The organism is Streptomyces yamdrokensis, assembly GCF_053890455.1.
The window spans coordinates 5,606,360-5,632,918 of the sequence record NZ_CM132679.1; the positions used below are offsets into that span (position 1 = coordinate 5,606,360).

The window sequence follows — 26,559 nt, forward strand, 5'->3', positions numbered from 1 at the left end:
AGTGCGAGGGAACCCGGACGGCGGCCCGGGAACATCCCGGGCCGCCGTCCGGATTCCGTGCGCGTACTGCTGCGGCCCTCTGGTGGGTGGACTGGTGGGTGAACCTCTAGTAGCCGAAGTTCTGGGTCCACCACGGGCCGCCGGAGCCGAAGTGCACGCCCACGCCCAGTGTCTTGAAGTCGCAGTTCAGGATGTTCGCCTTGTGGCCGGGGCTGTTCATCCAGGCTTCCATGACGGCCGCGGCGGTGGCCTGGCCGCGGGCGATGTTCTCGCCGCCGAGGTCGGATATCCCGGCCGCCGACGCCCGGTCCCACGGTGTGTCGCCGTCGGGGTCGGTGTGGTCGAAGAAGCCGCGGTCGGCCATGTCCTTGCTGAACGCCGTGGCCAGACCGGTCAGCGCACTGTTCGCGGCCACCGGGCTGCAGCCCACCTTGGCCCGCTCCTGGTTGACCAGCCGGAGCACCTGGGCTCCGACGGCGGCCTCCTCGGAGACGGCCACCGGGCTGCCGGGCGCCTCCTTCTCCGGCTGCGGAGAGGTCCTGCGCTCCGGAGCCGTCGTCTTCTCGGACACCTCCTCGCCCGGTGTCGTCGAAGGCTTCTCCCTCTCCTCCGCAGCTTCGGCTTCGGCGGGGGCCTTCTTCTCCGGAGTCTTCGTATCCTTCTCGTCCGAAGGGTCCGAGGAGTCCGACGCCGAGGGCGCGGGGGAGGCGGCGCGGTCGGAGTCGCGGCTCGCGGGTTCGCCGGCGTCGCGGCTCGGGCTCTCGAGGCTGCCCGAGGTGCCACCCAGTTCGCCGGGCGTGTTGGTCGGGGTGCCCGCGGCCTCCACGCTGTCGCCGGGGGTGCGGTCGCCGCCCAACTTGTAGTTCTCGAGGCCGGGCACCACACCCGTGGCCACCGCGACCGTGCCGAGGGCCACCGCGGCGGACACCCCGAGCAGGCCGGTGCGGACCGGGGTCGCGGCCTTCTTCTTCCGACGCCGTCCCCCCGCGTGCCGGTCGCTCTCGCCGGGCGTGAAGCCGTCGTCCGGGGAGCCGCTCTGCGGAAGGTCCCCGCGCCAAAGGCCGTCACTCGCGAACACGGCCGTGTCGGCGGACCCGAAGCGGTCCGGGCCCGCGGAGAAGCGGTCGTCCCGGTGGCCGTACCCCTGGTGGTTCTCCCGGTGGGCGCCTCCAAAGAAGCCACCCTGCGTGAAGTCCCCCGAGTAGCCGTCTTCGGGAGCGTTCTCCGTCGCGAAGAGGTAGGCCTCGCTCCTCGCAGCCGTCTCGGCGTACGCCTCCGGGTTCAGATAAGGGGCGATGCCCATGGTCGGAGCGTCTTCGGCGTGAGCACCCAGCGAGCCGTGGCCTCCGCCGTGCAGGTCGTCGTGCTGAGTGACCCCCGTGGTGGCGCGGCCCGTGGCGGCGCGGCCGGCGGCGGAGCGTCGGTGGCGTCCCATGTTCTGGCCTTCCTCGTCCTGGCGGTCGGTCGACTCGTCCTCGCGTTCAACACAAAACTCACACCATTGAGTGAGTTTCATATGAGATTCATTCGATCGGGACGGTACCGCATGCCGCCAGGGGAGGGAGTGTCCCGAGTGACATTGTCCGGTTAGGTTGCAGTCATGAGCGAGGATGTGCGACTGGTCGCCTGGGTGCGGGGGCGTGTCCAAGGTGTGGGTTTCCGCTGGTTCACGCGGGCCAAGGCGCTGGAGATCGGCGGCGTGAGTGGCTTTGCTCTCAATCTGGCGGACGGGCGCGTCCAGGTGGTCGCGGAGGGTTCCCGCGAGCACTGTGACGGACTGCTCGACTGGCTCCAGAATGGCGACACGCCCGGGCGCGTGGACGGCGTCACCGAGATCTGGGACACACCTCGCGGCGGATACGACGGCTTCGCCATCCGCTGAGCCCTCCCCGCCAGAAGGCCCCCCGGGGTGCCGGCCGGCCGCCGCGGCCGGCATCCCGGCGCGGAAAAGTCCTGGTGATTGCCAAGGCCCGGGGTGCCGTGGGAGGCTCCCCGGCACCGACGGCCGCCACGCCGAGAGGGCCCGCCAAAAGCGCCGCGAGGCCGTCCGGTGGCCGTGTGCGCCGGGTCATCGGCCGATACGGCGTGTGATCGTGTTGACCGTCAAACTTTTTGGTGAGACGCTGAAAGTCCCCGCGCACCTTAGCTGTTTGGCATGGCTGAACGGCAGCACAACTGCAGGTCTGCCAGGCATCGCGGGTGCTCATCCCTCACGACCCACACCGCACAGGTCGGTCACGCATTGTGGAGGACCATTCATCATGGCAAAGGCGCTTCTCGGTTACGTCGGCGGCTCCGACCCGCGACTCCTCGCCGAGATGCGACGGCTCCAGCAGCGCGTCCAGGACCTGGAATCCGAACTCGTACGGATCCAGGCGGAGAACGACGAGCTCGCGGCTGCCGCTTCTCACGACAGGATCATGGAGAGCGTTGACGCACGGCAGGCGGAGCCTGCGCTGACCTGATCACTGCACCGCTCCACCACGGCACGCAGTGGTCGGTCGGTTCGCCCGTCACCACCGCCACGCTGTCAGAAGTGCAAGGGACGCTCCGGCGTCCCTTCTTTCTTTCCTCCGCACCCCCGTGCCGGCCGGATCCCCGGGATCCTTGCCCCGCGCATCCTTTCACCGTCTTTAACGTTTGATGTGCCCTGCGTGTTCATCCGTGAAACCGCCGGTTCATGGAGGGGGACATCCCGGGCAGGTAGAGTCCGGCGGCGTGCACCTCAAGGCCCTGACCCTCCGCGGCTTCAAGTCGTTCGCCTCGGCGACCACGCTCCGGTTCGAACCGGGGATCACGTGCGTCGTCGGACCGAACGGCTCGGGCAAGTCCAACGTCGTGGACGCGCTCAGCTGGGTCATGGGCGAGCAGGGCGCCAAGTCGCTGCGCGGCGGCAAGATGGAGGACGTCATCTTCGCCGGCACCACCGGCCGTCCGCCGCTCGGCCGGGCGGAGGTGTCCCTGACCATCGACAACTCCGACGGGGTCCTGCCCATCGAGTACGCCGAGGTCACCATCACGCGGATCATGTTCCGCAACGGCGGCAGCGAGTACCAGATCAACGGCGACACCTGCCGCCTCCTCGACATCCAGGAACTGCTCTCCGACTCCGGCATCGGCCGTGAGATGCACGTCATCGTCGGCCAGGGCCAGCTGGACTCCGTCCTGCACGCCGACCCGACGGGCCGCCGCGCCTTCATCGAGGAGGCCGCGGGCGTCCTCAAGCACCGCAAGCGCAAGGAGAAGGCGCTGCGCAAGCTGGACGCGATGCGGGCCAACCTCGCCCGCGTGCAGGACCTCACCGACGAACTGCGGCGCCAGCTCAAACCCCTGGGCCGCCAGGCGGCGGTCGCCCGGCGGGCCGCCGTCATCCAGGCCGACCTGCGCGATGTCCGCCTGCGCCTCCTCGCCGACGACCTCGTACACCTGCGCGAGGCCCTCACGGCGGAGATCGCCGACGAGGCCGCCCTCAAGGAGCGCAAGGACACCGCCGAGCAGGAACTGCGCAAGGCCCTCCAACGCGAGGCGGTCCTCGAGGACGAGGTCCGGCGCCTCACCCCGAGCCTGCGGAACGCCCAGCAGACCTGGTACGAGCTCTCCCAGCTCGCCGAGCGGGTGCGCGGCACCGTCTCGCTCGCCGACGCGCGCGTGAAGAGCGCCACCTCCGCGCCCCCGGAGGAGCGCCGCGGACGTGACCCCGAGGACCTGGAACGCGAGGCCGCCCGGGTCCGCGAACAGGAGGCCGAGCTGGAGGCCGCCCTCGAAGCCGCCGAACGCGCCCTGGAGGACACGGTCGCCCACCGCGCCGAGCTGGAACGCGACCTCGCCCAGGAGGAACGGCGCCTGAAGGACGCCGCCCGCACCATCGCCGACCGGCGCGAGGAACTCGCCCGCCTCACCGGAAAGGTGGGCGCCGCCCGCTCGCGCGCCGCGGCGGCCCAGGCCGAGATCGAGCGCCTGGCGGCCGCCCGGGACGAGGCCCGGGAACGGGCCGCCGCCGCCCAGGAGGAGTACGAGACCCTGCGGGCCGAGGTCGACGGCCTCGACGCCGGCGACGCGGACCTCGCCGGACAGCACGACGCGGCCAGGCAACGGCTCGCCGAGGCCGACACCGCCCTCACCGCCGCCCGCGAGGCGGCCACCGCCGCCGAACGCGAGCGCGCCGCGACCCGGGCCCGTCACGAGGCCCTGGCCCTGGGTCTGCGCCGCAAGGACGGCACCGGTGCGCTGCTCGCGGCCCAGGACAGGCCGACCGGACTGCTCGGCCCCGCCGCCGAACTGCTCACCGTCGCCCCGGGCCACGAGACCGCCCTCGCCGCCGCCTTCGGAGCCGCCGCCGACGCCCTCGCCGTGGCCGGCCCCTCCGCCGCCGCCGAGGCGATCCGCCTGCTGCGCGCACAGGACGCGGGCCGTGCCGCCCTGCTCCTCGCCACCGGCCCGAACGCGGTGCGTACCGGCGTACCCGACGGCCCGCCCGAGCCGCTCACCGGCGTGTCCGACGGACCGCGGTACGCCGCCGATCTGGTGCGCGGGCCCGCCGAACTGCTGCCCGCCGTACGCCGGCTGCTGCGCGGGATCGTCGTCGTCGGCACCCTGGAGGACGCCGAGGAACTGGTGTGCGAGCGGCCCGAGCTGACCGCCGTGACCGCCGAGGGCGACCTGCTGGGCGCGCACTTCGCGCACGGCGGCTCGGCGGGCGCTCCGAGCCTGCTGGAGGTGCAGGCCTCCGTGGACGAGGCCGCCGCCGAGCTGGAGGAGCTCGCCGTGCGGTGCGAGGAGCTGGCCCGGGCCCAGCACACGGCGACCGGGGAACGCGGGCGGTGCGCCGCCCTCGTCGAGGAACTGGGGGAGCGGCGCCGGGCGGCCGAGCGGGAGAAGTCCTCCGTGGCCCAGCAGCTCGGCCGGCTCGCCGGGCAGGCCCGTGGGGCCGCCGGGGAGGCGGAGCGGTCCGCCGCCGCGGCGGACCGGTCGCAGGAGGCCCTCGACAAGGCGCTCGACGACGTGGAGGAACTCGCCGAACGGCTCGCCGTCGCCGAGGAGATGCCGTTCGACGAGGAGCCCGACACCTCCGTGCGCGACCGGCTCGCCGCAGACGGGGCCAACGCCCGCCAGACCGAGATGGAGGCCCGCCTCCAGGTGCGCACGCACGAGGAGCGCGTCAAGGGGCTCGCAGGGCGGGCCGACTCCCTGGACCGTGCCGCCCGTACGGAACGCGAGGCACGCGCGCGTGCCGAGCAGCGGCGGGCCCGGCTGCGGCACGAGGCTGCCGTCGCCGGGTCCGTCGCCGCCGGTGCCCGGCACCTGCTCGCGCACGTCGAGGTGTCCCTCGCGCGTGCCGACGAGGAGCGCACCGCCGCCGAGGCGGCGAAGGCCCGCAGCGAGCAGGGGCTCGCCCGCGCGCGGACCGAGGGGCGCGACCTGAAGGCCGACCTCGACAAGCTGACGGACTCGGTGCACCGGGGTGAAGTGCTCGGCGCCGAGAAGCGGCTGCGGATGGAACAGCTGGAGACCAAGGCCCTGGAGGAGCTGGGTGTCGAACCCGCCCACCTCGTGGCCGAGTACGGCCCGCACCAGCCGGTACCGGCGGCAGCGCCCGCCGAGGCCGGGCCGGGTGGACAGTCCCCCGACGCGGGCGGTCCGGGCGGTTTGGGCGACGGGCAGCCCGGTGGCTCCGACGTCTTGGGTGGCGGCCCCGCAGAGGGACGGCAGCCGCGGGACGGGGCCACCCGCCCCTTCGTCCGTGCCGAGCAGGAGAAGCGGCTGAAGGCCGCCGAGCGGGCCTACCAGCAGCTCGGCAAGGTGAACCCGCTCGCCCTGGAGGAGTTCGCCGCGCTGGAGGAACGCCACCAGTTCCTCGGCGAGCAGCTGGAGGACCTGAAGAAGACCCGCGCGGATCTGCTCCAGGTCGTCAAGGAGGTCGACGAACGCGTCGAGCAGGTCTTCAGCGAGGCCTACCGGGACACCGCCAGGGAGTTCGAGGGAGTCTTCTCGCGGCTGTTCCCCGGCGGCGAGGGGCGGCTGGTGCTGACCGACCCCGACAACATGCTCACCACGGGCGTGGACGTCGAGGCGCGTCCGCCGGGCAAGAAGGTCAAGCGGCTGTCACTGCTCTCGGGCGGGGAACGGTCGCTGACCGCGGTGGCGCTGCTGGTGTCGATCTTCAAGGCGCGGCCGAGCCCGTTCTACGTCATGGACGAGGTCGAGGCCGCGCTCGACGACACCAACCTCCAGCGGCTCATCCGGCTCATGCAGGAGCTGCAGGAGGCCTCGCAGCTGATCGTGATCACGCACCAGAAGCGCACCATGGAGGTCGCCGACGCGCTCTACGGCGTCTCCATGCAGGGCGACGGTGTGTCCAAGGTCATCAGCCAGCGCCTCCGCCAGGCATCCTGACCGCCTCTTGAACCCGTTGACTTCACATTTTGAACTCAATCCTGCCGTACGTGTGCGGGCATTGCGTGAAATCTCTGTCTGATTCCCCACTCATCCCTCCTCTTGACTTCGGAACTTGAAGGCATAGTCTCGTCGGCGTCGCATTTACCTTCAGGTACCTTCAGGTGGACCTCGAAGGGCTGAACCCCCCACCCGGCGATGCTGCCGGTGGCCCGAGGAGTTACACGTGACCAGCTCAGTGCAGGCACAGAAGTCAGGAGCCGGTACGGCTCACCCCGATCATCTCGGGCACGTCGTCTTCATCGCGGCGTCGGCCGCCATGGGCGGTTTCCTCTTCGGCTACGACAGTTCCGTGATCAACGGCGCCGTCGAGGCCATCCGCGACCGCTACGACGTCGGTTCGGCCGCTCTCGCCCAGGTCATCGCGATCGCGCTGATCGGCTGCGCCATCGGTGCCGCCACCGCCGGCCGTGTGGCCGACCGCATCGGCCGCATCCGGTGCATGCAGATCGCCGCGGTCCTGTTCACCGTCAGCGCCGTCGGCTCCGCCGTCCCCTTCTCCCTCTACGACCTCGCCTTCTGGCGGGTCGTCGGCGGCATAGCCATCGGCATGGCCTCCGTCATCGGCCCGGCCTACATCGCCGAGGTCGCCCCGCCCGCCTACCGCGGTCGGCTCGGCTCCTTCCAGCAGGCCGCGATCGTCATCGGCATCGCAGTGTCGCAGCTGGTCAACTGGGGCATCCTGAACGCGGCCGGCGGAGACCAGCGCGGCGAACTGCTGGGCCTGGAGGCCTGGCAGCTCATGCTCGGCGTCATGGTCGTCCCGGCCGTCCTCTACGGACTGCTCTCCTTCGCCATCCCCGAGTCCCCGCGCTACCTGATCTCCGTCGGCAAGCACGAGCGCGCCCGGAAGATCCTCGAAGAGGTCGAGGGCCGGGAGGTCGACCTGGACGCGCGCGTCACCGAGATCGAGTCGGCGATGCACAGCGAGGAGAAGTCCCGCTTCAAGGACCTGCTCGGCGGCAGCTTCTTCTTCAAGCCCATCGTCTGGGTCGGTATCGGCCTCTCGGTCTTCCAGCAGTTCGTCGGCATCAACGTCGCGTTCTACTACTCCTCGACGCTGTGGCAGTCGGTCGGCGTCGACCCGACGGACTCGTTCCTCTACTCCTTCACCACGTCGATCATCAACATCGTCGGCACCGTCATCGCGATGATCTTCGTCGACCGCATCGGCCGCAGGCCGCTCGCCATCATCGGCTCCGTCGGCATGGTGATCGGCCTCGCCCTGGAGGCCTGGGCGTTCTCGTTCGACCTCGTCGACGGCAAGCTCCCCGCCACCCAGGGCTGGGTCGCACTGGTCGCCGCCCACGTGTTCGTCCTCTTCTTCGCCCTGTCGTGGGGTGTGGTCGTCTGGGTCATGCTCGGCGAGATGTTCCCCAACCGGATCCGCGCCGCCGCCCTGGGCGTGGCCGCCGCCGCGCAGTGGATCGCCAACTGGGCCATCACCGCGAGCTTCCCGTCACTGGCCGACTGGAACCTGTCGGTGACCTACGTGATCTACACCCTGTTCGCCGCGCTCTCCATCCCGTTCGTCCTCAAGTTCGTCAAGGAGACGAAGGGCAAGGCCCTGGAGGAAATGGGCTGACCGCGGCCGCAGGGCCGATGCCGGCGGGTCCCCCTCGGGCCGGCCCGCCCCCGGACCGAGGAGAAGGGTTCAAGTCCCCGCTGCCCCTCTCCTCGTACACCCGCCGCCCCGGTCCGGACCCCGTCCGGACCGGGGCGGCGGTGTGCCGTGCCGCCTCCGGCACCTCGTTCCGGAGGGAGACGTACGACCTCGGCGGGCGTGACCTCGTCTTCTCCGCTGTGCGCCGGGCGGGCTGTGGAGGACGGACCGCGACCGGCGCGGCGTCAGATCATCGGGCCGCGGGCGCCCGACGGAACGGGGCGCGTCGCACGGGCCGCCATCGGCACGGCAGGGGTGCCCATGGCTGATACTGGGGCTGTTATGGACATCGTCATCCTTGCTGTAGTCATCGCCGTGGTAGTGGTCGGCGCGCTCGGCGGGCTCATCGTCGGCAGCCGCCGCAAGAAGCAGCTGCCCCCGCCGCCACCCGCCGCCCCCGACATCACCGCCCCACCGGCCGAGCCGCACGTCGGCGACGAGGCCGAGACGCCGCGGGAGGAACCGCGGCGCACCGTAGAGGAGGTTGATCTTCCGGACGGCTCCGCCCCGGTCATCGTCGAGGAGCCGCCCGCCGAGGCGCCCGCGATCGAGATCCCGGAGCCCACCGCAGGCCGGCTCATCCGGCTGCGTGCCCGTCTCTCCCGTTCGCAGAACGCGCTCGGCAAAGGCCTGCTCACCCTGCTGTCCCGCGAGCACCTCGACGAGGACACCTGGGAGGAGGTCGAGGACACACTGCTCACCGCCGACGTCGGCGTACAGCCCACCCTGGAACTGGTCGAGCGGCTGCGTGAGCGCGTGAAGGTGCTCGGCACGCGCACCCCCGCCGAGCTGCGCGGACTGCTCCGCGAGGAACTGATCGCCCTGGTCGACCCCGGCATGGACCGCACCGTGCACACCGAGAACGAGACCGGCGGTCCGGGCATCGTGATGGTCGTCGGGGTCAACGGCACCGGCAAGACCACCACCACCGGCAAGCTCGCCCGGGTCCTGGTCGCCGACGGCAACACCGTCGTCCTCGGCGCCGCCGACACCTTCCGCGCCGCCGCCGCCGACCAGCTCGAGACCTGGGGCGAGCGGGTCGGCGCCCACACCGTGCGCGGCCCGGAGGCCGGCGACCCTGCCTCCGTCGCGTTCGACGCGGTCAAGGAGGGCAAGGAGATGGCCGCGGACGTCGTGCTCATCGACACCGCCGGCCGGCTGCACACCAAGACCGGCCTCATGGACGAGCTCGGCAAGGTCAAGCGGGTCGTGGAGAAGCACGCCCCGCTGGACGAGGTGCTGCTCGTGCTCGACGCCACCACCGGCCAGAACGGCCTGGTCCAGGCCCGGGTCTTCGCCGAGGTCGTCGACATCACCGGCATCGTGCTCACCAAGCTCGACGGTACGGCCAAGGGCGGCATCGTGGTCGCCGTCCAGCGCGAACTGGGCGTTCCGGTCAAGCTGATCGGTCTCGGCGAGGGCGCGGACGACCTGGCGCCGTTCGAGCCGGACGCGTTCGTGGACGCGCTGATCGGGGAGTGAGACCCCGGGGCGGCCGGAGCGGGCCGTCATGGAAACGCGAAGAAGCGCCCGCTTCCGGAACCCGGGAACGGGCGCTTCGTCATGCAGGCACGTTGGCCCACGCCTGCGACCGGTGCACCACGTAGGCCAGCGTGCCCAGCATCAGGCGGGCCTCCGGCGGCCGGAGTGCCGAGTCGAGGGCGGGGGAGCGCAGCCAGCGCACCGGGCCGAGGCCGCCCCGGTCGGACGACGGCGCCGTGATGTGCGTACCGGGCCCGAGGCCGCGCAGGTCGAGGGCGGCCGGGTCGTCCCAGCCCATGCGGTAGAGCAGCTCGGGCAGCGCGGTGGCGGCGCCGGGGGCGACGAAGAACTGGGCCCTGCTGTCCGGGGTGGCGGCGACGGGGCCGACGGGCAGGCCCATGCGCTCGAGCCGGGCCAGGGCGCGGCACCCGGCGGGTTCCGCCACCTCGATCACGTCGAACGCCCGCCCGACCGGCAGCATCATCGCGGCGCCCGGGTACTCGGCCCAGATCTCCGACACGTCGTCCGGCGGGGCCCCGGCGGGGATCTCCGGCGCGAAATCCAGCGGATGCGCGCCCGGTGCCCGGCACCCCGCCCGGCCGCAGGAGCAGGCACCGGCGGCGGCACGGGCGCCCGGCACCACGTCCCAGCCCCACAGCCCGGTGTACTCCGCCACGGCGGTGCCTTTGGACCCGCGACCCCGGCGGCGCGAGCCGGACCGGATGTCACGGATACCCCGGCTGATACCGATCGTGAAGCCCATGCCCCCTCCAACGGGTCCGACGCACCGTCGGTTACGCAACGGGCGCGACTCGTGACTCCCTGTATCTCGACTTCCCGGTGCGGCCCTGCTCAGTCGGCGCTCGGAAGCGCCCGGGGTGGTGTGCGCGATGCAGCGCGCCCTCGAGTGCACCGCCGCACCACTTTTGGCTGTCGCATGTCAAGTGAAGCGCGAGCCGGCCACCGTGAGTTCATTCGATGGGGTGGCGAATGGTGGCGATTCCGGGTTCGCCATGGCTGGACGCGTGATCGTGGGGCTACGTTGTGTGCACGGCTTCTCGGGGCGCATGCGCTCATGGGTATGCCGGAGGCAACTCGGCATACCGTTCGAAGGGTGGGAACCGCCGGACGGCGGTCCCGACGACCGGCATTCTGATAGGGCTTGGCGCACTCAGCGGCAAGTGGTTTTCAGGGATGGGGGCGTTCCAGTGAGCGGCAACGGCGGTGGCGGGACGAACGCTGCGAGCAGTCAGAAGCGTCCGAACGAGCTGCTCGCCTCATGGTTCGTCCGCAGCGGCTGGTCCAAGGGCGAGCTCGCCCGCCAGGTCAACCGCGGAGCCCGCCGGCTGGGCGCCAACCACATCTCCACCGACACCTCGCGCGTGCGCCGCTGGCTGGACGGCGAGAATCCGCGCGAGCCCATCCCCCGGATCCTCTCCGAGCTGTTCTCCGAGCGTTTCGGCGTCGTCGTGTCCGTGGAGGACCTGGGCCTGCGCACCGCCCGGTCCTCGCCCTCCGTCACCGGCGTCGACCTGCCCTGGACCGGCCCGCAGACCGTGGCCCTGCTCAGCGAGTTCTCGCGCAGCGACCTGATGCTCGCGCGGCGCGGTTTCCTCGGGAGTTCGCTGGCCCTCTCCGCGGGCCCGTCCCTGATCGAGCCCATGCAGCGCTGGCTCGTCCCCTCGCCGTCCGCGGCGCAGTCCCGCCCGGAGCCCGAGCCGGTCTCCGCCGGCCGCGCGCGCGGCCGGCTGTCCCAGCCGGAGCTGGACCTGCTGGAGACCACCACCGTGATGTTCCGGCAGTGGGACGCCCAGTGCGGCGGCGGCCTGCGCCGCAAGGCGGTCGTCGGGCAGCTCCACGAGGTGACGGACCTGCTCCAGGAATCCCAGCCCGACCCGGTCCGGCGGCGCCTGTTCAAGGTCGCCGCCGAGCTCGCCGAACTGGCCGGCTGGATGTCGTACGACGTCGGGCTGCAGCCCACCGCGCAGAAGTACCACGTCCTCGCCCTGCACGCGGCGAAGGAGGCCGGGGACCGGCCGCTCGGCTCGTACATCCTGTCGAATCTGAGCCGTCAGATGATCCACCTCGGCCGGCCCGAGGACGCCCTGGAGCTCATCCATCTCGCGCAGTACGGCAGTCGTGACTGCGCGAGCCCCCGCACCCAGTCGATGCTGTATGCGATGGAGGCCCGCGCCTTCGCCAACATGGGCCAGCCCGGCCGGTGCAAGCGCGCGGTCAGGATGGCCGAGGACACCTTCGCCGAGGCCGACGAGTGGGACGAGCCGGACCCCGACTGGATCCGCTTCTTCTCCGAGGCCGAGCTGTACGGCGAGAACTCCCACTCCTTCCGCGACCTCGCCTACGTGGCGGGCCGCAGCCCCACGTACGCCTCGCTCGCCGAGCCGCTGATGCAACGGGCCGTCGAACTGTTCGCCGCGGAGGCCGACCGGCACCAGCGGTCGTACGCCCTCAACCTGATCGGCATGGCCACCGTCCACCTGCTCCAGCGCGAGCCCGAGCAGGGCGCGGTTCTCGCCACCGACGCCATCAAGGCGGCCAAGAAGGTCCGCTCCGAGCGCGTCAACACTCGTATCCGAAAGACGGTCGCCACGGCCGTCCGCGACTTCGGTGACCGGGCCGAGGTCGTCGACCTCACCGAGCGGCTCGCCATCGAACTGCCGGAGACCGCCGAAGCGGTCTGACACCCGGGAATCCCGCAGATCCCCGGGAAAACCCAGAGCCCCGGCCGCGGCCGGCCCTCCCGAACTGCCCGACTCGGCTCCCCCGTGCCAGGTCATCGGAAGGCCCGCCGCGGCCGGTTCTGTTTTTTGCGCCCAGGACCTGTGCCGGCGCCGCTCTCGCGGATGTGGTGCTCGCCGTCGTGGTTCCTCGATTGATGGTTGCGGTGTCCTGTGGCGAAGATTGCGCCACGATAACGATCGGCGCTCACCGCATCCGGCAGTTCATCGACGCGTAACACGCCGGGTGCCTTCGTCACGGCGGCGAAACAGCGAGGGGCCTCCACCGAAACGGCGCTGCGCGAATCTCTTGGCGCAGAACCGGCCCGCCCCTCACAACCCGCTCAGGCTTCGCCCGCACGGGGCCGTACCAACGACGAGGAGACGCCGATGGCACCAGCCATCACCCTTGCCGCAGAAGCGCCCACGCTCTCTGCCGCCAACACAGGGTTCATGCTCATCTGTTCCGCTCTGGTGATGCTCATGACGCCAGGCCTGGCCTTCTTCTACGGAGGCATGGTCCGGGTCAAGAGCACCCTGAACATGCTGATGATGAGCTTCATCAGCCTGGGAATCGTCACCGTCCTGTGGGTGCTGTACGGCTTCTCCATGGCGTTCGGCACCGACTCCGCCGGTCTCGTCGGCTGGAACTCCGACTGGGTCGGCCTCAGCGACATCGGCCTGACCGAACTCTGGGACGGTTACACCATCCCCGTCTTCGTTTTCCTGGTCTTCCAGCTGATGTTCGCCGTCCTCACGCCCGCCCTGATCAGCGGCGCGCTCGCGGACCGCGTGAAGTTCACCGCGTGGGCGCTGTTCGTCGCCCTGTGGGCCACCATCGTCTACTTCCCGGTCGCGCACTGGGTCTGGGGCTCCGGGGGCTGGGCCTTCGAGCTGGGCGTCATCGACTTCGCCGGCGGTACGGCCGTCCACATCAACGCGGGTGCCGCCGCACTCGGTGTCATCCTGGTGATCGGCAAGCGGGTCGGCTTCAAGAAGGACCCGATGCGCCCGCACAGCCTGCCGCTGGTCATGCTCGGCGCCGCGCTGCTGTGGTTCGGCTGGTTCGGCTTCAACGCCGGTTCCTGGCTCGGCAACGACGACGGCGTCGGCGCGCTGATGTTCGTCAACACCCAGGTCGCCACCGCCGCCGCAGTACTCGGCTGGCTCGCCTACGAGAAGATCCGCCACGGTGCCTTCACCACGCTCGGTGCCGCCTCCGGCGCGGTCTCGGGCCTCGTCGCCATCACCCCGGCCGGCGGAGCGGTCACCCCGCTCGGCGCGATCGCCGTCGGCGCCATCGCCGGTGTGCTGTGCGCCATGGCCGTCGGTCTGAAGTACAAGTTCGGCTACGACGACTCCCTGGACGTCGTCGGCGTCCACCTCGTCGGCGGCATCCTCGGCTCCCTCCTCGTCGGCTTCTTCGCCAGCGGCAAGGGCCAGTCCGAGGTCGAGGGCCTCTTCTACGGCGGCGGCCTCGACCAGTTCTGGAAGCAGTGCGCCGGTGTCTTCGGTGTCCTCGCCTACTCCCTGGTCGTCTCCGCGGTCCTCGCCCTCCTCCTCGACAAGACGATGGGTATGCGAGTCTCCGAGGACGACGAGGTGGCCGGCATCGACCAGGTCGAGCACGCCGAGACCGCGTACGACTACAGCGGTGCCGGCGGCGGCGCCGGCCGCAGCACCGCCACCCCGCCCGCAGCCCGGGCCGAGAGCAAGAAGGTGGACGCATGAAGCTCATCACCGCCGTCGTCAAGCCGCACCGGCTCGACGAGATCAAGGAGGCCCTGCAGGCCTTCGGGGTACACGGCCTGACGGTCACCGAGGCCAGCGGCTACGGCCGCCAGCGCGGCCACACCGAGGTCTACCGCGGTGCCGAGTACACCGTCGACCTGGTCCCCAAGATCCGCATCGAGGTGCTGGCCGAGGACGACGACGCCGAACAGCTCATCGACGTCGTCGTCAAGGCGGCCCGCACCGGCAAGATCGGTGACGGCAAGGTCTGGTCGATCCCGGTCGACACGGCCGTAAGGGTCCGGACCGGCGAGCGCGGCCCGGAAGCGCTCTGAGGAAGACCGACGGAACAGGAGTCGCCGGGTGACGAGCACCGACACACACAACGAGACACAGGACTCGGGACCCAGCGGCTACGCGGCGGCCCGGCTGCGCCTCCTCACCGAGGGGACGCGGTCCGGGCCGCCGCGCCGTGCCGCCCTCGCCCGGCTCACGGACGACTGGCTCACCGCACTGTTCACCGCGGGGACCGAACGGTTGCGCGGTGCCTCCCTGATCGCGGTCGGCGGCTACGGGCGCGGCGAACTGTCCCCGCGCAGCGACCTCGACCTGCTCCTGCTGCACGACGGCAGCGACCCCAAGGCCGTCGCCGCCCTCGCCGACCGGCTCTGGTACCCCGTCTGGGACCTCGGCATCGCCCTCGACCACTCCGTACGCACCCCGGCCGAGGCCCGCCGCACCGCCGGCGAGGACCTCAAGGTCCAGCTGGGCCTCCTGGACGCCCGGCACATCGCCGGAGACCTCGGCCTCACCGCCGCTCTGCGCACCACCCTCCTGGCCGACTGGCGCAACCAGGCACCCAAACGCCTACCCGAACTCCAGGAACTCTGCGCCGAACGCGCCGAACGCCACGGCGAGCTGCAGTACCTCCTGGAACCCGACCTCAAGGAGGCCCGCGGCGGGCTGCGCGACGCCACCGTCCTCCGTGCCGTCGCCGCCTCCTGGCTCGCCGACGCCCCGCGGGAAGGCCTCGCCGACGCCCGCCGCCGGCTCCTCGACGTACGGGACGCGCTGCACCTGACGACCGGCCGTGCCACCGACCGGCTCGCCCTCCAGGAACAGGACCAGGTCGCCGCCGAACTCGGCCTGCTCGACGCCGACACCCTGCTGCGCCAGGTGTACGAGGACGCCCGGGGCATCGCGTACGCCGGTGACGTCACCTGGCGCGAAGTCGGCCGGGTACTGCGCTCCCGGGCCGTGCGACCGCGGCTGCGCGCCATACTCGGCGGCGGAAAGCAGAACGCCGAGCGCTCGCCGCTCGCCGAGGGCGTCGTCGAGCAGGACGGCGAGGCGGTCCTCGCCCGCGCAGCCCGCCCCGAACGCGACCCCGTGCTCCCCCTGCGCGCCGCGGCCGCCGCAGCGCAGGCGGGACTCCCGCTGTCGCTCCACGCCGTCCGGCGCCTCGCCGCCACGGTGCGTCCGCTGCCCACCCCCTGGCCCGCCGAGGCCCGCGAACAACTGGTGACCCTGCTCGGCTCCGGCCGCCCCACCGTCGACGTCTGGGAAGCACTGGAGGCGGAAGGCCTGATCACACGGCTGCTGCCGGACTGGGAGCGGGTCCGCTGCCGCCCGCAGCGCAACGCCGTGCACCTGTGGACCGTCGACCGGCACCTCATTGAGACGGCGGTCCGCGCCTCCGCCTTCACCCGGCGCGTGCACCGCCCCGACCTGCTCCTGGTCGCCGCGCTGCTGCACGACATCGGCAAGGGCTGGCCCGGCGACCACTCCGTGGCCGGCGAGACCATCGCCTCGGACATGGCCGCGCGGATCGGCTTCGACCGCGCCGACGCGGGCGTCCTCGCCACTCTCGTACGCCACCACCTGCTGCTCGTCGAGACGGCCACCCGCCGCGACCTCGACGACCCGGCCACGGTGCGCGCGGTCGCCGACGCGGTCGGCACCCAGGGCACCCTGGAACTGCTGCACGCCCTGACCGAGGCGGACGCGCTGGCCACCGGACCGGCGGCCTGGTCGTCCTGGCGCGCCTCACTCGTCGCCGACCTGGTCAAACGCGTCTCGGCGCTCCTCGCCGGGGACCCGCCGGAAGAACCCGGGGCCACCGCGCCCACCGCCGAGCAGGAACGGCTCGCCCTCGAGGCGATCGCCACCGGCGGCCCGGTGCTGTCCCTGCGCGCCCAGGCCGAACCGCCGGCCGGGCCGCAGACGGAGACACCGGCCGGACCGGAGCGGGCGGGCGAGCCGGAACCCCTCGGCGTGGAGCTGCTGATCGCGGTACCCGACCAGGCGGGCGTGCTCCCCGCGGTCGCCGGGGTGCTGGCCCTGCACCGCCTGACCGTCCGCACCGCCGAACTGCGCACCCTCGACCTGCCGGAGGGCGTCGAGGGCTCCGTCCTGCTGCTCGACTGGCGGGTCGCCGCCGAGTACGGCTCGCTGCCCCAGGCCGCCCGCCTGCGCGCCGACCTCGTCCGGGCCCTGGACGGCACCCTGAACATCGCCGGCCGCCTCGCCGAACGCGACGCCGCCTACCCGCGCCGCCGGGGGGTGGTCCCACCCCCGGCCCGGGTGACGGTCGCCCCGGCCGCGTCCCGTCTGGCCACGGTGATCGAGGTCCGCGCGCAGGACGCACCGGGGCTGCTGTTCCGGATCGGGCGGGCACTGGAGGACGCGGGGGTGCGGGTGCGGAGCGCGCATGCGAGCACGCTGGGCGCGAACGCGGTCGACGCCTTCTACGTGACGCAAGCGCTGGGTGTGCCTTTGCCGGGTGGAGAGGCGGAGGCGCTCGCGGGGAAACTGGAGGAGGTTTTGCGGGCGTGACCTTTCGGTCATGTCATGTGTTTACCGGATGTGCTCCCCGCTGACGCGGGGGTGATCCGGCGACCGGCAACCGTTCGGAGAGGGTGTCCAGCCCCTCCCCGTCGACGCGAGGGTCCGTCCCCGTCCACTGACTGCAGCGGGCGGGGGCGATTTGCCTGCCGGGCCGGATACCCTGGAGGGCAGCCCAGCTCCGCCCCCGACTCCGAGGACCGACGCCGCCGTGTTCGATACTCTCTCCGACCGCCTCAGCCTGACCTTCAAAAACCTCCGCGGAAAAGGCCGGCTGAGCGAAGCGGACATCGACGCCACGGCGCGCGACATCCGTATCGCCCTCCTCGAGGCGGACGTGGCCCTGCCGGTCGTCCGGGCGTTCATCAAGAGCGTCAAGGAGCGGGCGCTCGGCGCCGAGGTCTCCAAGGCCCTCAACCCCGCACAACAGTTCGTCAAGATCGTCAATGACGAACTGACCGCCATTCTCGGCGGCGAGACCCGTCGTCTGCGGTTCGCCAAGCAGCCGCCGACCGTGATCATGCTCGCCGGTCTGCAGGGTGCCGGTAAGACCACCCTCGCGGGCAAGCTCGGCCACTGGCTCAAGGCACAGGGCCACTCACCGCTCCTGGTCGCCTGCGACCTCCAGCGTCCCAACGCCGTCAACCAGCTCAGCGTCGTCGCCGAGCGCGCCGGTGTCGCCGTCTACGCGCCCGAGCCGGGCAACGGCGTGGGCGACCCGGTGAAGGTCGCCAAGGACTCGATCGAGTTCGCCAAGTCCAAGGTCCACGACATCGTCATCGTGGACACCGCCGGCCGCCTGGGTATCGACCAGGAGATGATGCAGCAGGCCGCGGACATCAGGGACGTCGTCCATCCTGATGAAATCCTGTTCGTCGTCGACGCGATGATCGGCCAGGACGCCGTCAACACCGCCGAGGCCTTCCGCGACGGCGTCGGCTTCGACGGCGTGGTGCTCTCCAAGCTCGACGGTGACGCCCGCGGTGGTGCGGCCCTGTCGATCGCCTCGGTGACCGGCAAGCCGATCATGTTCGCGTCGAACGGTGAGAAGCTCGACGAGTTCGACGCCTTCCACCCCGACCGGATGGCCTCCCGCATCCTCGACATGGGTGACCTGCTCACCCTGATCGAGCAGGCGGAGAAGACGTTCAGCCAGGACGAGGCCGAGAAAATGGCCTCCAAGCTGGCGTCGAAGAAGGGCCAGGACTTCACCCTGGACGACTTCCTGGCCCAGATGGAGCAGGTCAGGAAGATGGGCAGCATCTCCAAGCTGCTCGGCATGCTGCCCGGCATGGGGCAGATCAAGGACCAGATCAACAACCTCGACGAGCGGGACGTCGACCGCACGGCCGCGATCATCAAGTCGATGACCCCGGCCGAGCGTCAGGACGCGTCGATCATCAACGGCTCCCGCCGCGCCCGTATCGCCAAGGGCTCCGGCGTCGAGGTCAGCGCCGTGAAGTCCCTTGTGGAGCGGTTTTTCGAGGCCCGCAAGATGATGTCCCGCATGGCCCAGGGCGGTGGCATGCCGGGGATGCCCGGGATGCCGGGCATGGGCGGCGGTCCCGGCCGGACGAAGAAGAAGCAGAAGCAGGCCAAGGGCAAGCAGCGCTCCGGCAACCCGATGAAGCGCAAGCAGCAGGAGGAAGAGGAGGCCCAGCGCCGCGCCGCCGCGGCCGAGGGGGGCAACGCCTTCGGGCTGCCGCAGCAGGGCGGCAAGGACTTCGAACTGCCGGACGAGTTCAAGAAGTTCATGGGCTGACGAACGGTTCGGGCCGTTCGCCCGGCTGTGTCACGGGGGCACCCCTTGCCGGGGCGCCCCCGTCCCGTATCGGCCTCGGGCGGGCGGAGCCGTGGGAGCCGCGGGGTCAGGGTGTGCGGGCGATCAGGTACCGGAAGACGTTCGGCATCCACACGGTCCTGTCCTGCCGCTCGTACGGATGCAGTGCCTCGGCGAGTTCCTTGTCCACCTGTACCTGGTCCGTCGCCGTGACCGCCGGGTCGAACAGCCCCGTCGACAGCAGGCCCCGTACGGCGCTGTCCACGTCGGCGTATCCGAAGGGGCAGGCCACCCGCCCCGAGCCGTCCGGCCTGAGACCCGCCCGCCGGGCGACGTCCTCCAGGTCGTCGCGGTGCGCGGGGCGCCAGGTGCCCGTACCTCGCAGCGGCTCCGCCAGCCGGGTGGCCACCCTGAGCACGGACGCCGTGGCGCAGCGCTCCGGCGGGCCCCAGCCGGCGAGCACCACGGCCGCTCCGCGACCGGCGAGCGGGACCGCCTCGGCGAGCTGTTCGCTCAGCCCCTCCGCGTCGCCCGCCAGGTGTCCGATCGGTTCGAAGGCGGTCACCACGGTGTACGCGGGGCCGTCCCCGTCCGCTGTGTCCGTGCCGGCCGTGTCCTCGGGTGAGCCGTCCACGATCCGGGCGTCCGCGCGCGTGCGCGCGTCCCGCCCTGCGGGCAGCAGCCGCTCGCGTGCGAGGGTCAGCCGGTCCGGCGAGGTGTCGACGCCGGTGACCGCGGCGCCCCGGGAGGCCGCCATCAGCAGGGCGAGCCCCGAACCGCAGCCGAGGCCGAGCAGCCGTGTCCCAAAGCCCACGTCCAATCGCTCGTAGACGGCCTCGTAGAGCGGTACGAGCATCCTCTCCTGTATCTCGGACCAGTCACGCGCGCGTGCCCGCCGGTCCACGCGCGGGCCGTGCCCTGTGCGAGGAAGGTGCTGCCGCACGAGCGTAGGTGTCATAGGTGAGCGCCCCAATCAGCCGAGAGTTCCCGCGCCGCCCGATCGCCTCGCCCCCGCGCGGCGCGCTCTTAGTACCCCCGTCATGCCAGGAAACTCCGCCCTCGCCCCGGCGTCCAGTGGAACGGGGCGGCGGCTTGGGAGTCGCTCGTGCCAGTGGCAAGAATTCACATTCCGGTAATCCGGGGGAGACCGGATGGTTCCGGCCAAGGTCCGCAAACCGGTGATCGCGGACAGGGTCGGAGCAGGCGGTGACGGTGGAGGCGGGCCGGTGTCGGACGCCGCCGGCAAAGGAGGTAACGTCGCGACCGTGGCACTCGCCCGGGGAACCGGGCCGGTGCGGGACCGCTCTGTCGCGAGGGCGGCCGAAACGCCCCTTGCGCATTCGTGGGCCACGGGAGCACCGGCGCACGGACGCTGTGTACGCGCCGGACCGGGGGATCGTATACGTCAGCCTACGCACCACCTTGAGGTGAGCTGCGAGGCTTCTCCGCAGATCAGCGCACCCGCCCTCGTCGGGGCGCATGAGCGCATACTGACGGGTAAGGGCAAATTATTTGGGATGCCCCGGAATCGGAACACAGGGGCACCCAGGCTCGTTGTCATTACGTGAGCACGACACAGACACCACCTGTACTCGCCGCAGAACTGGCGCAGGCGTGGGCCGACATTCAGCGGCACCACCCCGAGCTGCCCGATCTTGCCGCGCCCGAGTCCCTGATCGGGGAGTCGTCGTCCGCGTGCGGTCACGAGCTCTCCTTCGAGCGACTGCTGCACGAGGCGGTCCACGGCGTCGCCGCCGCACGCGGCGTACGCGACACTTCCCGCGCGGGTCGCTACCACAACCGCAGATTCCTCGCGATCGCAGAGGAACTGGGCCTGGACCACCCCGACGAGCCGCATCCCAGCAGCGGCTTCTCGCTGGTCTCCCTCACGCCGGAGGCGAAGCGCCGCTACCGTCCGACGACCGAGCGCCTCCAGCGAGCCCTGAAGGCGCACTCCGCCGCGACCGCGGGCGACACCGCCCGCAGCTTCCGTGGTCCGGCGGCACGGCACGGCTCGTCCGGCGGTGGTGTGCGCGTCAAAGCCGTCTGCGACTGCGGCCGCAATGTGCGCGTCGTCCCGTCGGTCCTGGCGCAGGCCCCCATCGTCTGCGGCGGCTGCGGCAAGCCGTTCCGGATCCCCGAGGGGGTGGCAGCGGCCGCGAGCTGACGGTGACCCGGCATCTCGTGGGTGTCGGACGCACGTCAGACGCGTGGATGTCGTCCACGCGCGCATGCACGGCAGTCGCGCCGGGTGCCGGCGAGGTGTGCCCCGGTGCGACGGCCCGCGGTGCCCCCACGGTCCCGGGTGCCCCGCGGGGTGTGGCACAATGGCTAGCTGTACTCGACAGTCGCACAGGAACCCTCTCTCCTCCGGCTGACGCGTCCATCGGGCACTCGGGTACCGCAACCCCACGCGGCCGTCTCGCCGTGCCCAACCACGTCAAAATCCAGGAGAACCCACTCCCGTGGCAGTCAAGATCAAGCTGAAGCGTCTGGGCAAGATCCGTTCGCCTCACTACCGCATCGTCGTCGCCGACTCCCGTACCCGCCGTGACGGCCGGGCCATCGAGGAGATCGGCAAGTACCACCCGACGTACAACCCGTCGGTGATGGAGGTCGACGCTGAGCGTGTGGCGTACTGGCTCGGTGTCGGCGCCCAGCCGACCGAGCCCGTGCTCGCCATTCTGAAGAAGACCGGCGACTGGCAGAAGTTCAAGGGCGAGCCCGCCCCGGCTCCGCTGCTGCAGCAGGCCGAGCAGTCCGCCCGCCCGTCGTTCGAGGCGCTCGGCGGCGAGGACGAGGGCAAGGGTGAGGCCATCACTCAGAAGAAGAAGGCTGAGAAGAAGGACGAGGCCCCGGCCGAGTCCTCTTCGTCTGCGTCGACCGAGGCCTGAGCATGCTCGAGGACGCTCTCGAGCACCTCGTGAAGGGCATCGTCGACCATCCTGACGATGTGCAGGTCGCCTCGCGCGACCTGCGCCGCGGGCGTGTGCTCGAGGTCCGGGTCCACCCGGACGACCTCGGCAAGGTGATCGGCCGCAACGGCCGCACCGCACGCGCTCTGCGCACCGTCGTGGGCGCCATCGGCGGCCGCGGTGTCCGGGTCGACCTCGTCGACGTGGACCACGTCCGCTGACGCTCAGCGCAACCGGCTCGGGCCGGGGAGGGCCTCAGGGCCGTCCCCGGCCCGTCGTCGTACGACAGGAGAACAAGCACAGTGCAGTTGGTAGTCGCTCGCATCGGCCGTGCCCACGGCGTCAAGGGCGAGGTCACCGTGGAGGTCCGCACCGACGAGCCGGAACTGAGGCTCGGACCCGGTGCAGTCCTGGCCACCGATCCGGCCTCCGCCGGACCGCTCACCATCGAGACCGGCCGGGTGCACAGCGGCCGGCTCCTGCTGCGCTTCGAGGGCGTCCGTGACCGCACCGGCGCCGAAGCGCTGCGCAACACCCTCCTCATCGCCGAGGTCGATCCGGACGAGCGGCCCGAGGACGAGGACGAGTACTACGACCACCAGCTGATCGACCTCGACGTCGTCACCCGGGACGGGCAGCCGGTGGGCCGGATCACCGAGATCTCCCATCTGCCGACGCAGGACCTCTTCGTGGTGGAGCGGCCCGACGGCAGCGAGGTGCTCGTGCCGTTCGTGGAGCAGATCGTCACCGGGATCGACCTCGAGGAACAGCGCGCGGTCATCGACCCGCCGCCGGGTCTCATCGACGACCGGGACGAAGTCGCTGACGGACACAGCGCCTCCTCGCGGGACGAGGCGTGATGCGGCTCGACGTCGTCACCATCTTCCCCGAGTACCTCGAACCGCTGAACGTCTCCCTCGTCGGCAAGGCGCGCGCGCGTGGACAGCTGGACGTCCAGGTGCACGACCTCCGTTCCTGGACCCGTGACCGGCACAACACCGTCGACGACACCCCGTACGGCGGCGGCCCCGGCATGGTCATGAAGACCGAGCCGTGGGGCGGGGCTCTCGACGAGATCCTGGCGGACGGTTACGAGACCGGCGCGCACGCGCCCGCCCTGATCGTCCCCACCCCCAGCGGCCGCCCCTTCACCCAGGAACTCGCCGTCCGCCTCTCCGAGCGCCCCTGGCTGATCTTCACACCGGCCCGCTACGAGGGAATCGACCGGCGCGTCGTCGACGAGTACGCGACCCGCATGCCGGTGTACGAGGTCTCCATCGGCGACTACGTCCTGGCCGGCGGCGAGGCGGCCGTCCTCGTCGTCACCGAGGCAGTGGCCCGGCTGCTGCCCGGTGTCCTGGGCAACGCCGAGTCCCACCGGGACGACTCCTTCGCCCCGGGCGCCATGGCAGGCCTCCTGGAAGGCCCCGTCCTCACCAAGCCACCGGTCTGGCGCGGCCGGGGAGTCCCCGAGGTGCTGCTCAGCGGCCACCACGGGAAGATCGCCCGCTGGCGGCGCGACGAGGCCCTGAGGCGCACCACGGCCAACCGGCCCGACCTCATCGAGCGCTGCGGGCCCGAGGCCTTCGACAAGAAGGACCGGGAGATGCTCTCCATCCTGGGCTGGGAGCCGGACCCGGCAGGGGAGCCGTACGGCAGATTTTGGCGCAGGACCGGCGGCGTGGAACAATAGGCCGCTGTTGTGCGTCGTCCGGCGTGCGCCCCTGCCGCAGGGGGACATGACGCCCGCTTCGAACCGCACACCCCGATCCGAACTTCTATCGCCGCTGATGACCTGCGGCATCAGCGAAGAAAGCAGACGAAATGTCTCACCTGCTCGACTCCGTCGACTCCGCGTCGCTGCGCGACGACGTCCCGGGCTTCCGCCCCGGCGACACCGTCAACGTCCACGTGCGCGTCATCGAGGGCAGCCGCTCCCGTGTGCAGCAGTTCAAGGGCGTCGTGATCCGCCGCCAGGGTGCCGGCGTGCGCGAGACCTTCACGGTCCGCAAGGTCTCCTTCTCCGTCGGCGTCGAGCGCACCTTCCCGGTGCACACCCCGATCGTCGAGAAGATCGAGCTCGTCACCAGGGGCGACGTCCGCCGCGCCAAGCTGTACTACCTGCGTGAGCTGCGCGGCAAGGCCGCGAAGATCAAGGAGAAGCGCGAGAACTGAGCGCTTTTCCGAGGTGAGCGCGGGGCCGGATAACATCTGGCCTCGATGGACACCGAAGCACAGCCGACGGAGCGCGACCGCTCCTCCCACCCGGCCGGACCCGAGGACACCTCGGGGGCCCCGGGCCCGGAGGGGCGGTCGCGTTCCTCGTTGGCAGGGCACCTCCTGGGACGGCTTCCCGGGGGGCGGATCACCGCGGCCCTGCTCCTCGTGCTGCTCCTGCCGGCGCTGGGCACCTTCGTGGCCCGGCCGTTCCAGATCCCCAGCGGATCGATGGAACCCTCGTTGAGGGCCGGAGACCGCGTTCTCGTACTCAAGTTGGCATACCGTTTCGGTGCCGGACCGCGGCGCGGCGACGTGGTTGTGTTCGACGGCACCGGGTATTTCGGGGACGCCGACTACATCAAGCGCGTTGCCGGGGTGGGTGGGGACCACGTGGTCTGCTGCGACAAGGAGGGGAGGATCCGGGTGAACGGCCGGTCGGTCGACGAGTCGGGATTCCTGTTCCCCGGCGAGAGCGCCTCCACGGTGCCCTTCGACCTCGTCGTTCCCGAGGGACGCCTGTTCGTCCTCGGGGACCACCGCGGGGCCTCCAGCGACTCCCGTGACCGTCTCGGTTCGCCCGGTGGCGGCATGATCCCGGTGAGCAGGGTGATCGGCCGCGCCGACTGGATCGTCCAGCCCTTCGGCCGCGCCACCCGGTTGCACCGCCCCGATGCCTACGCGCGCGTGCCGGCCCCGGAGCCGACGGCGCAGGCGGACGCGGAGCACCCGGGGGAGGGGGCCCATGGGTAACCGCGGCAAACCCCGCGGCGTCCCGGCGAGCGCCGCGGACAACCTGCTGCCCACCGGCGCCCGCCGCGCGGTGAGCGCGGCGAGCGGCCGCAGCCGGGCCGACCGGCGCAAGCTCCAGCGGAAGGTCAAACGGCGCCGCCGGCAGGGCGCGGTCAAGGAGGTACCGCTGCTCATCGGAGTCGCCCTCCTGATAGCGCTGGTGCTGAAGACGTTCCTCGTCCAGGCCTTCGTCATCCCGTCCGGCTCCATGGAGCAGACCATCCAGGTCGGCGACCGTGTCCTGGTGGACAAGCTGACCCCGTGGTTCGGCTCCAAGCCGCAGCGCGGGGACGTCGTCGTCTTCAAGGACCCCGGCGGCTGGCTGCAGGACGAGCAGCCCACCCCCCAGGAGGAGGACCCGGTCGGCATCAAGCAGGTCAAGACCGGACTCACCTTCATCGGCCTGCTGCCCTCGGAGAACGAGAAGGACCTCATCAAGCGGGTCGTGGGGGTCGGCGGTGACCAGGTCCAGTGCTGTGACACACAGGGGCGGGTCACCGTCAACGGCGTGCCTCTGGAGGAGAGTGACTACCTCTTCCCCGGGAACGCCCCGTCCACCACGCCGTTCGACGTCACCGTGCCCCAGGGGCGGCTGTGGGTGATGGGCGACCACCGGTCCAACTCCGCCGACTCCCGGGCTCACCAGGACACCGACTACGGCGGCACCGTCTCCGAGGAACAGGTGGTGGGACGGGCCGTGGTCATCGCCTGGCCGTTCGGTCACTGGAACACGCTGGACGAACCGACGACCTACGCCTCCGTGTCGGACTCGACGCCCGGGTCGACCGCTGCCGCCCAGCTGTCGCATAGGGTTGCCCCGGATGATTCGAACGGAATGATCCAGCTCCCGAGCCCTGCGGAACTCCCGCTCGTTATGGGAGTGGTGGGCCTGCGCCGCGTATGGGGCAGGCGGCGGCACAGAGTGAGGAGCTGGCGTGGGGGATGTGGCGGTTGGCGCACGGTCCGGAGCCGACGGCGAGGAGCACCGCGGGCGCCCCGCGGGACCCTACGTCCCGGTCGGGAGCGGCGCCGCGACCTCCGGGAGTGACTCCCCGGCGGCAGGAGAGGAAAGAGTGGCGGAAGACCGGTCGGAGCGCGGTGGCCGGGGGCCGGACGAGCCGCCCCGCGAACAGAAGAAGCCACGCTCCTTCTGGAAGGAGCTGCCCATCCTGGTCGGTATCGCCCTGGTTCTGGCGCTGCTGATCAAGACGTTCCTGCTGCAGGCGTTCTCCATTCCGTCGGACTCGATGCAGAACACCCTTCAACAGGGGGACCGCGTCCTGGTCGACAAGCTCACCCCCTGGTTCGGCTCCGAGCCCGAGCGCGGCGAGGTCGTGGTCTTCCACGACCCGGACAACTGGCTGGCGGGCGAGCCCACGCCCGAACCCAACGTGTTGCAGACGTTCCTCAGCTGGATCGGCCTGATGCCGTCCGCTGAGGAGAAGGACCTGATCAAGCGGGTCGTCGGGGTCGGCGGCGACGTCGTCGAGTGCAAGGGAACCGGCCCGCTGACGGTCAACGGCGTCGCCCTGAACGAGGCGGACTACGTCTACCCGGGCAACACCCCGTGCAGCCAGGACGACCAGGGCGGCCAGTTCAAGGTCGAGGTTCCCGACGGCAGGATCTGGGTCATGGGCGACCACCGGCAGAACTCCCGGGACTCGCGCTACAACCGGGCCGACAAGAACGACGGCATGGTTCCGGTGAGTGAGGTCGTCGGCCGTGCCGTCGTCATCGCCTGGCCGGTCGGCCGCTGGGACATGCTCGAGGTCCCGGACACCTTCGACCAGCCGGCGCTGGACACGCAGGCATCGGCATCCGCGGCGCTGACGGTGGCGCCCCAGGGGCTCGCGCTCGTGGGCGCGGTGCCGCTGGTGCTGTGGCGGCGCGGGTGGGACCGCCGCCGCGAGAACGGGCCCAAGGCCTGAGCGCTGCGGGCGGCCG

At 71.3% G+C, this 26,559-nt stretch carries 22 protein-coding genes; 19 read left to right on the forward strand and 3 right to left on the reverse strand.

What is annotated here, in order from left to right; translation table 11 throughout:
• Positions 1-106: 106 nt before the first annotated feature.
• The gene (locus ACWZEH_RS25030; protein ID WP_456193349.1) at positions 107-1,435 is read right to left on the reverse strand and encodes a CAP domain-containing protein; all 1,329 of its coding nucleotides are present in this window, start codon (positions 1,433-1,435) and stop codon (positions 107-109) included.
• A 165-nt stretch (positions 1,436-1,600) separates the two neighbouring features.
• On the opposite strand from ACWZEH_RS25030, the gene ACWZEH_RS25035 reads away from it, so the two are divergent.
• From ACWZEH_RS25035 to ftsY, 5 genes are all read left to right on the forward strand, one after another.
• On the forward strand, positions 1,601-1,882 hold the full coding sequence (locus ACWZEH_RS25035; RefSeq protein WP_456193350.1) for an acylphosphatase: 282 nt from the start codon (positions 1,601-1,603) through the stop codon (positions 1,880-1,882).
• A gap of 379 nt (positions 1,883-2,261) precedes the next feature.
• Positions 2,262-2,465 carry a hypothetical protein gene (locus ACWZEH_RS25040; protein ID WP_456193351.1) on the forward strand — a complete coding sequence of 68 codons (204 nt, stop codon included), beginning with the start codon at positions 2,262-2,264 and terminating at the stop codon, positions 2,463-2,465.
• Positions 2,466-2,718: 253 nt separating this feature from the next.
• Entirely contained in the window at positions 2,719-6,393 is a 3,675-nt protein-coding gene (gene smc / locus ACWZEH_RS25045; RefSeq protein WP_456193352.1) for a chromosome segregation protein SMC, read from the forward strand.
• Between the two features lie 226 nt (positions 6,394-6,619).
• The gene (locus tag ACWZEH_RS25050) at positions 6,620-8,038 is read left to right on the forward strand and encodes a sugar porter family MFS transporter (RefSeq protein ID WP_456193353.1); all 1,419 of its coding nucleotides are present in this window, start codon (positions 6,620-6,622) and stop codon (positions 8,036-8,038) included.
• Positions 8,039-8,398: 360 nt separating this feature from the next.
• Positions 8,399-9,598, forward strand: a complete 1,200-nt coding sequence (gene ftsY, locus ACWZEH_RS25055) for a signal recognition particle-docking protein FtsY (RefSeq protein ID WP_456199812.1) — start codon at positions 8,399-8,401, stop codon at positions 9,596-9,598.
• A gap of 79 nt (positions 9,599-9,677) precedes the next feature.
• On the opposite strand, the gene ACWZEH_RS25060 is transcribed toward ftsY, so the two are convergent.
• Positions 9,678-10,361 (reverse strand): bifunctional DNA primase/polymerase, encoded by a 684-nt coding sequence (locus ACWZEH_RS25060; protein WP_456193354.1) that lies wholly within the window; start codon positions 10,359-10,361, stop codon positions 9,678-9,680.
• 445 nt (positions 10,362-10,806) lie between these two features.
• Here ACWZEH_RS25060 and nsdA point away from each other — a divergent pair, with 445 nt between their 5' ends.
• From nsdA to ffh, 5 genes are all read left to right on the forward strand, one after another.
• Positions 10,807-12,300, forward strand: a complete 1,494-nt coding sequence (nsdA, locus tag ACWZEH_RS25065) for a transcriptional repressor NsdA (RefSeq protein WP_456193355.1) — start codon at positions 10,807-10,809, stop codon at positions 12,298-12,300.
• A 426-nt stretch (positions 12,301-12,726) separates the two neighbouring features.
• The gene (locus tag ACWZEH_RS25070) at positions 12,727-14,067 is read left to right on the forward strand and encodes an ammonium transporter (RefSeq protein WP_456193356.1); all 1,341 of its coding nucleotides are present in this window, start codon (positions 12,727-12,729) and stop codon (positions 14,065-14,067) included.
• Positions 14,064-14,402: a P-II family nitrogen regulator gene (locus tag ACWZEH_RS25075; protein ID WP_456193357.1), complete on the forward strand. Its 339-nt coding sequence runs from the start codon at positions 14,064-14,066 to the stop codon at positions 14,400-14,402. The genes ACWZEH_RS25070 and ACWZEH_RS25075 overlap by 4 nt, the downstream gene beginning before the upstream one ends.
• Positions 14,403-14,430: 28 nt before the next feature.
• Positions 14,431-16,902 (forward strand): [protein-PII] uridylyltransferase, encoded by a 2,472-nt coding sequence (locus tag ACWZEH_RS25080; protein WP_456193358.1) that lies wholly within the window; start codon positions 14,431-14,433, stop codon positions 16,900-16,902.
• A 220-nt stretch (positions 16,903-17,122) separates the two neighbouring features.
• Entirely contained in the window at positions 17,123-18,673 is a 1,551-nt protein-coding gene (ffh, locus tag ACWZEH_RS25085) for a signal recognition particle protein (RefSeq protein ID WP_456193359.1), read from the forward strand.
• A 106-nt stretch (positions 18,674-18,779) separates the two neighbouring features.
• On the opposite strand, the gene ACWZEH_RS25090 is transcribed toward ffh, so the two are convergent.
• Positions 18,780-19,649 carry a methyltransferase gene (locus tag ACWZEH_RS25090; RefSeq protein WP_456193360.1) on the reverse strand — a complete coding sequence of 290 codons (870 nt, stop codon included), beginning with the start codon at positions 19,647-19,649 and terminating at the stop codon, positions 18,780-18,782.
• A gap of 606 nt (positions 19,650-20,255) precedes the next feature.
• Between ACWZEH_RS25090 and ACWZEH_RS25095 the strand changes: the two genes are divergently transcribed.
• The 9 genes from ACWZEH_RS25095 to lepB (ACWZEH_RS25135) all read left to right on the forward strand — a co-directional run bounded on the left by ACWZEH_RS25095 (position 20,256) and on the right by lepB (ACWZEH_RS25135) (position 26,543).
• Positions 20,256-20,858, forward strand: coding sequence for a hypothetical protein (locus ACWZEH_RS25095; RefSeq protein WP_456193361.1), 603 nt, complete (start codon positions 20,256-20,258; stop codon positions 20,856-20,858).
• Between the two features lie 298 nt (positions 20,859-21,156).
• Positions 21,157-21,585: a 30S ribosomal protein S16 gene (gene rpsP, locus ACWZEH_RS25100; RefSeq protein ID WP_456193362.1), complete on the forward strand. Its 429-nt coding sequence runs from the start codon at positions 21,157-21,159 to the stop codon at positions 21,583-21,585.
• A 2-nt stretch (positions 21,586-21,587) separates the two neighbouring features.
• Entirely contained in the window at positions 21,588-21,827 is a 240-nt protein-coding gene (locus ACWZEH_RS25105) for an RNA-binding protein (RefSeq protein ID WP_042168092.1), read from the forward strand.
• Positions 21,828-21,908: 81 nt separating this feature from the next.
• Positions 21,909-22,466, forward strand: coding sequence for a ribosome maturation factor RimM (gene rimM / locus ACWZEH_RS25110; RefSeq protein WP_456193363.1), 558 nt, complete (start codon positions 21,909-21,911; stop codon positions 22,464-22,466).
• A complete protein-coding gene (gene trmD, locus ACWZEH_RS25115; protein WP_456193364.1) occupies positions 22,466-23,299 on the forward strand; it encodes a tRNA (guanosine(37)-N1)-methyltransferase TrmD in 834 nt (277 codons plus the stop codon). Before rimM ends, trmD begins: the two co-directional genes overlap by 1 nt.
• Positions 23,300-23,430: 131 nt before the next feature.
• A complete protein-coding gene (gene rplS, locus ACWZEH_RS25120) occupies positions 23,431-23,781 on the forward strand; it encodes a 50S ribosomal protein L19 (protein ID WP_042168098.1) in 351 nt (116 codons plus the stop codon).
• A 45-nt stretch (positions 23,782-23,826) separates the two neighbouring features.
• Positions 23,827-24,576, forward strand: coding sequence for a signal peptidase I (lepB, locus tag ACWZEH_RS25125; RefSeq protein WP_456193365.1), 750 nt, complete (start codon positions 23,827-23,829; stop codon positions 24,574-24,576).
• Positions 24,569-25,663, forward strand: a complete 1,095-nt coding sequence (gene lepB, locus ACWZEH_RS25130) for a signal peptidase I (protein ID WP_456193366.1) — start codon at positions 24,569-24,571, stop codon at positions 25,661-25,663. Before lepB (ACWZEH_RS25125) ends, lepB (ACWZEH_RS25130) begins: the two co-directional genes overlap by 8 nt.
• The gene (gene lepB, locus ACWZEH_RS25135) at positions 25,551-26,543 is read left to right on the forward strand and encodes a signal peptidase I (protein WP_456193367.1); all 993 of its coding nucleotides are present in this window, start codon (positions 25,551-25,553) and stop codon (positions 26,541-26,543) included. Before lepB (ACWZEH_RS25130) ends, lepB (ACWZEH_RS25135) begins: the two co-directional genes overlap by 113 nt.
• Positions 26,544-26,559 lie beyond the last annotated feature (16 nt).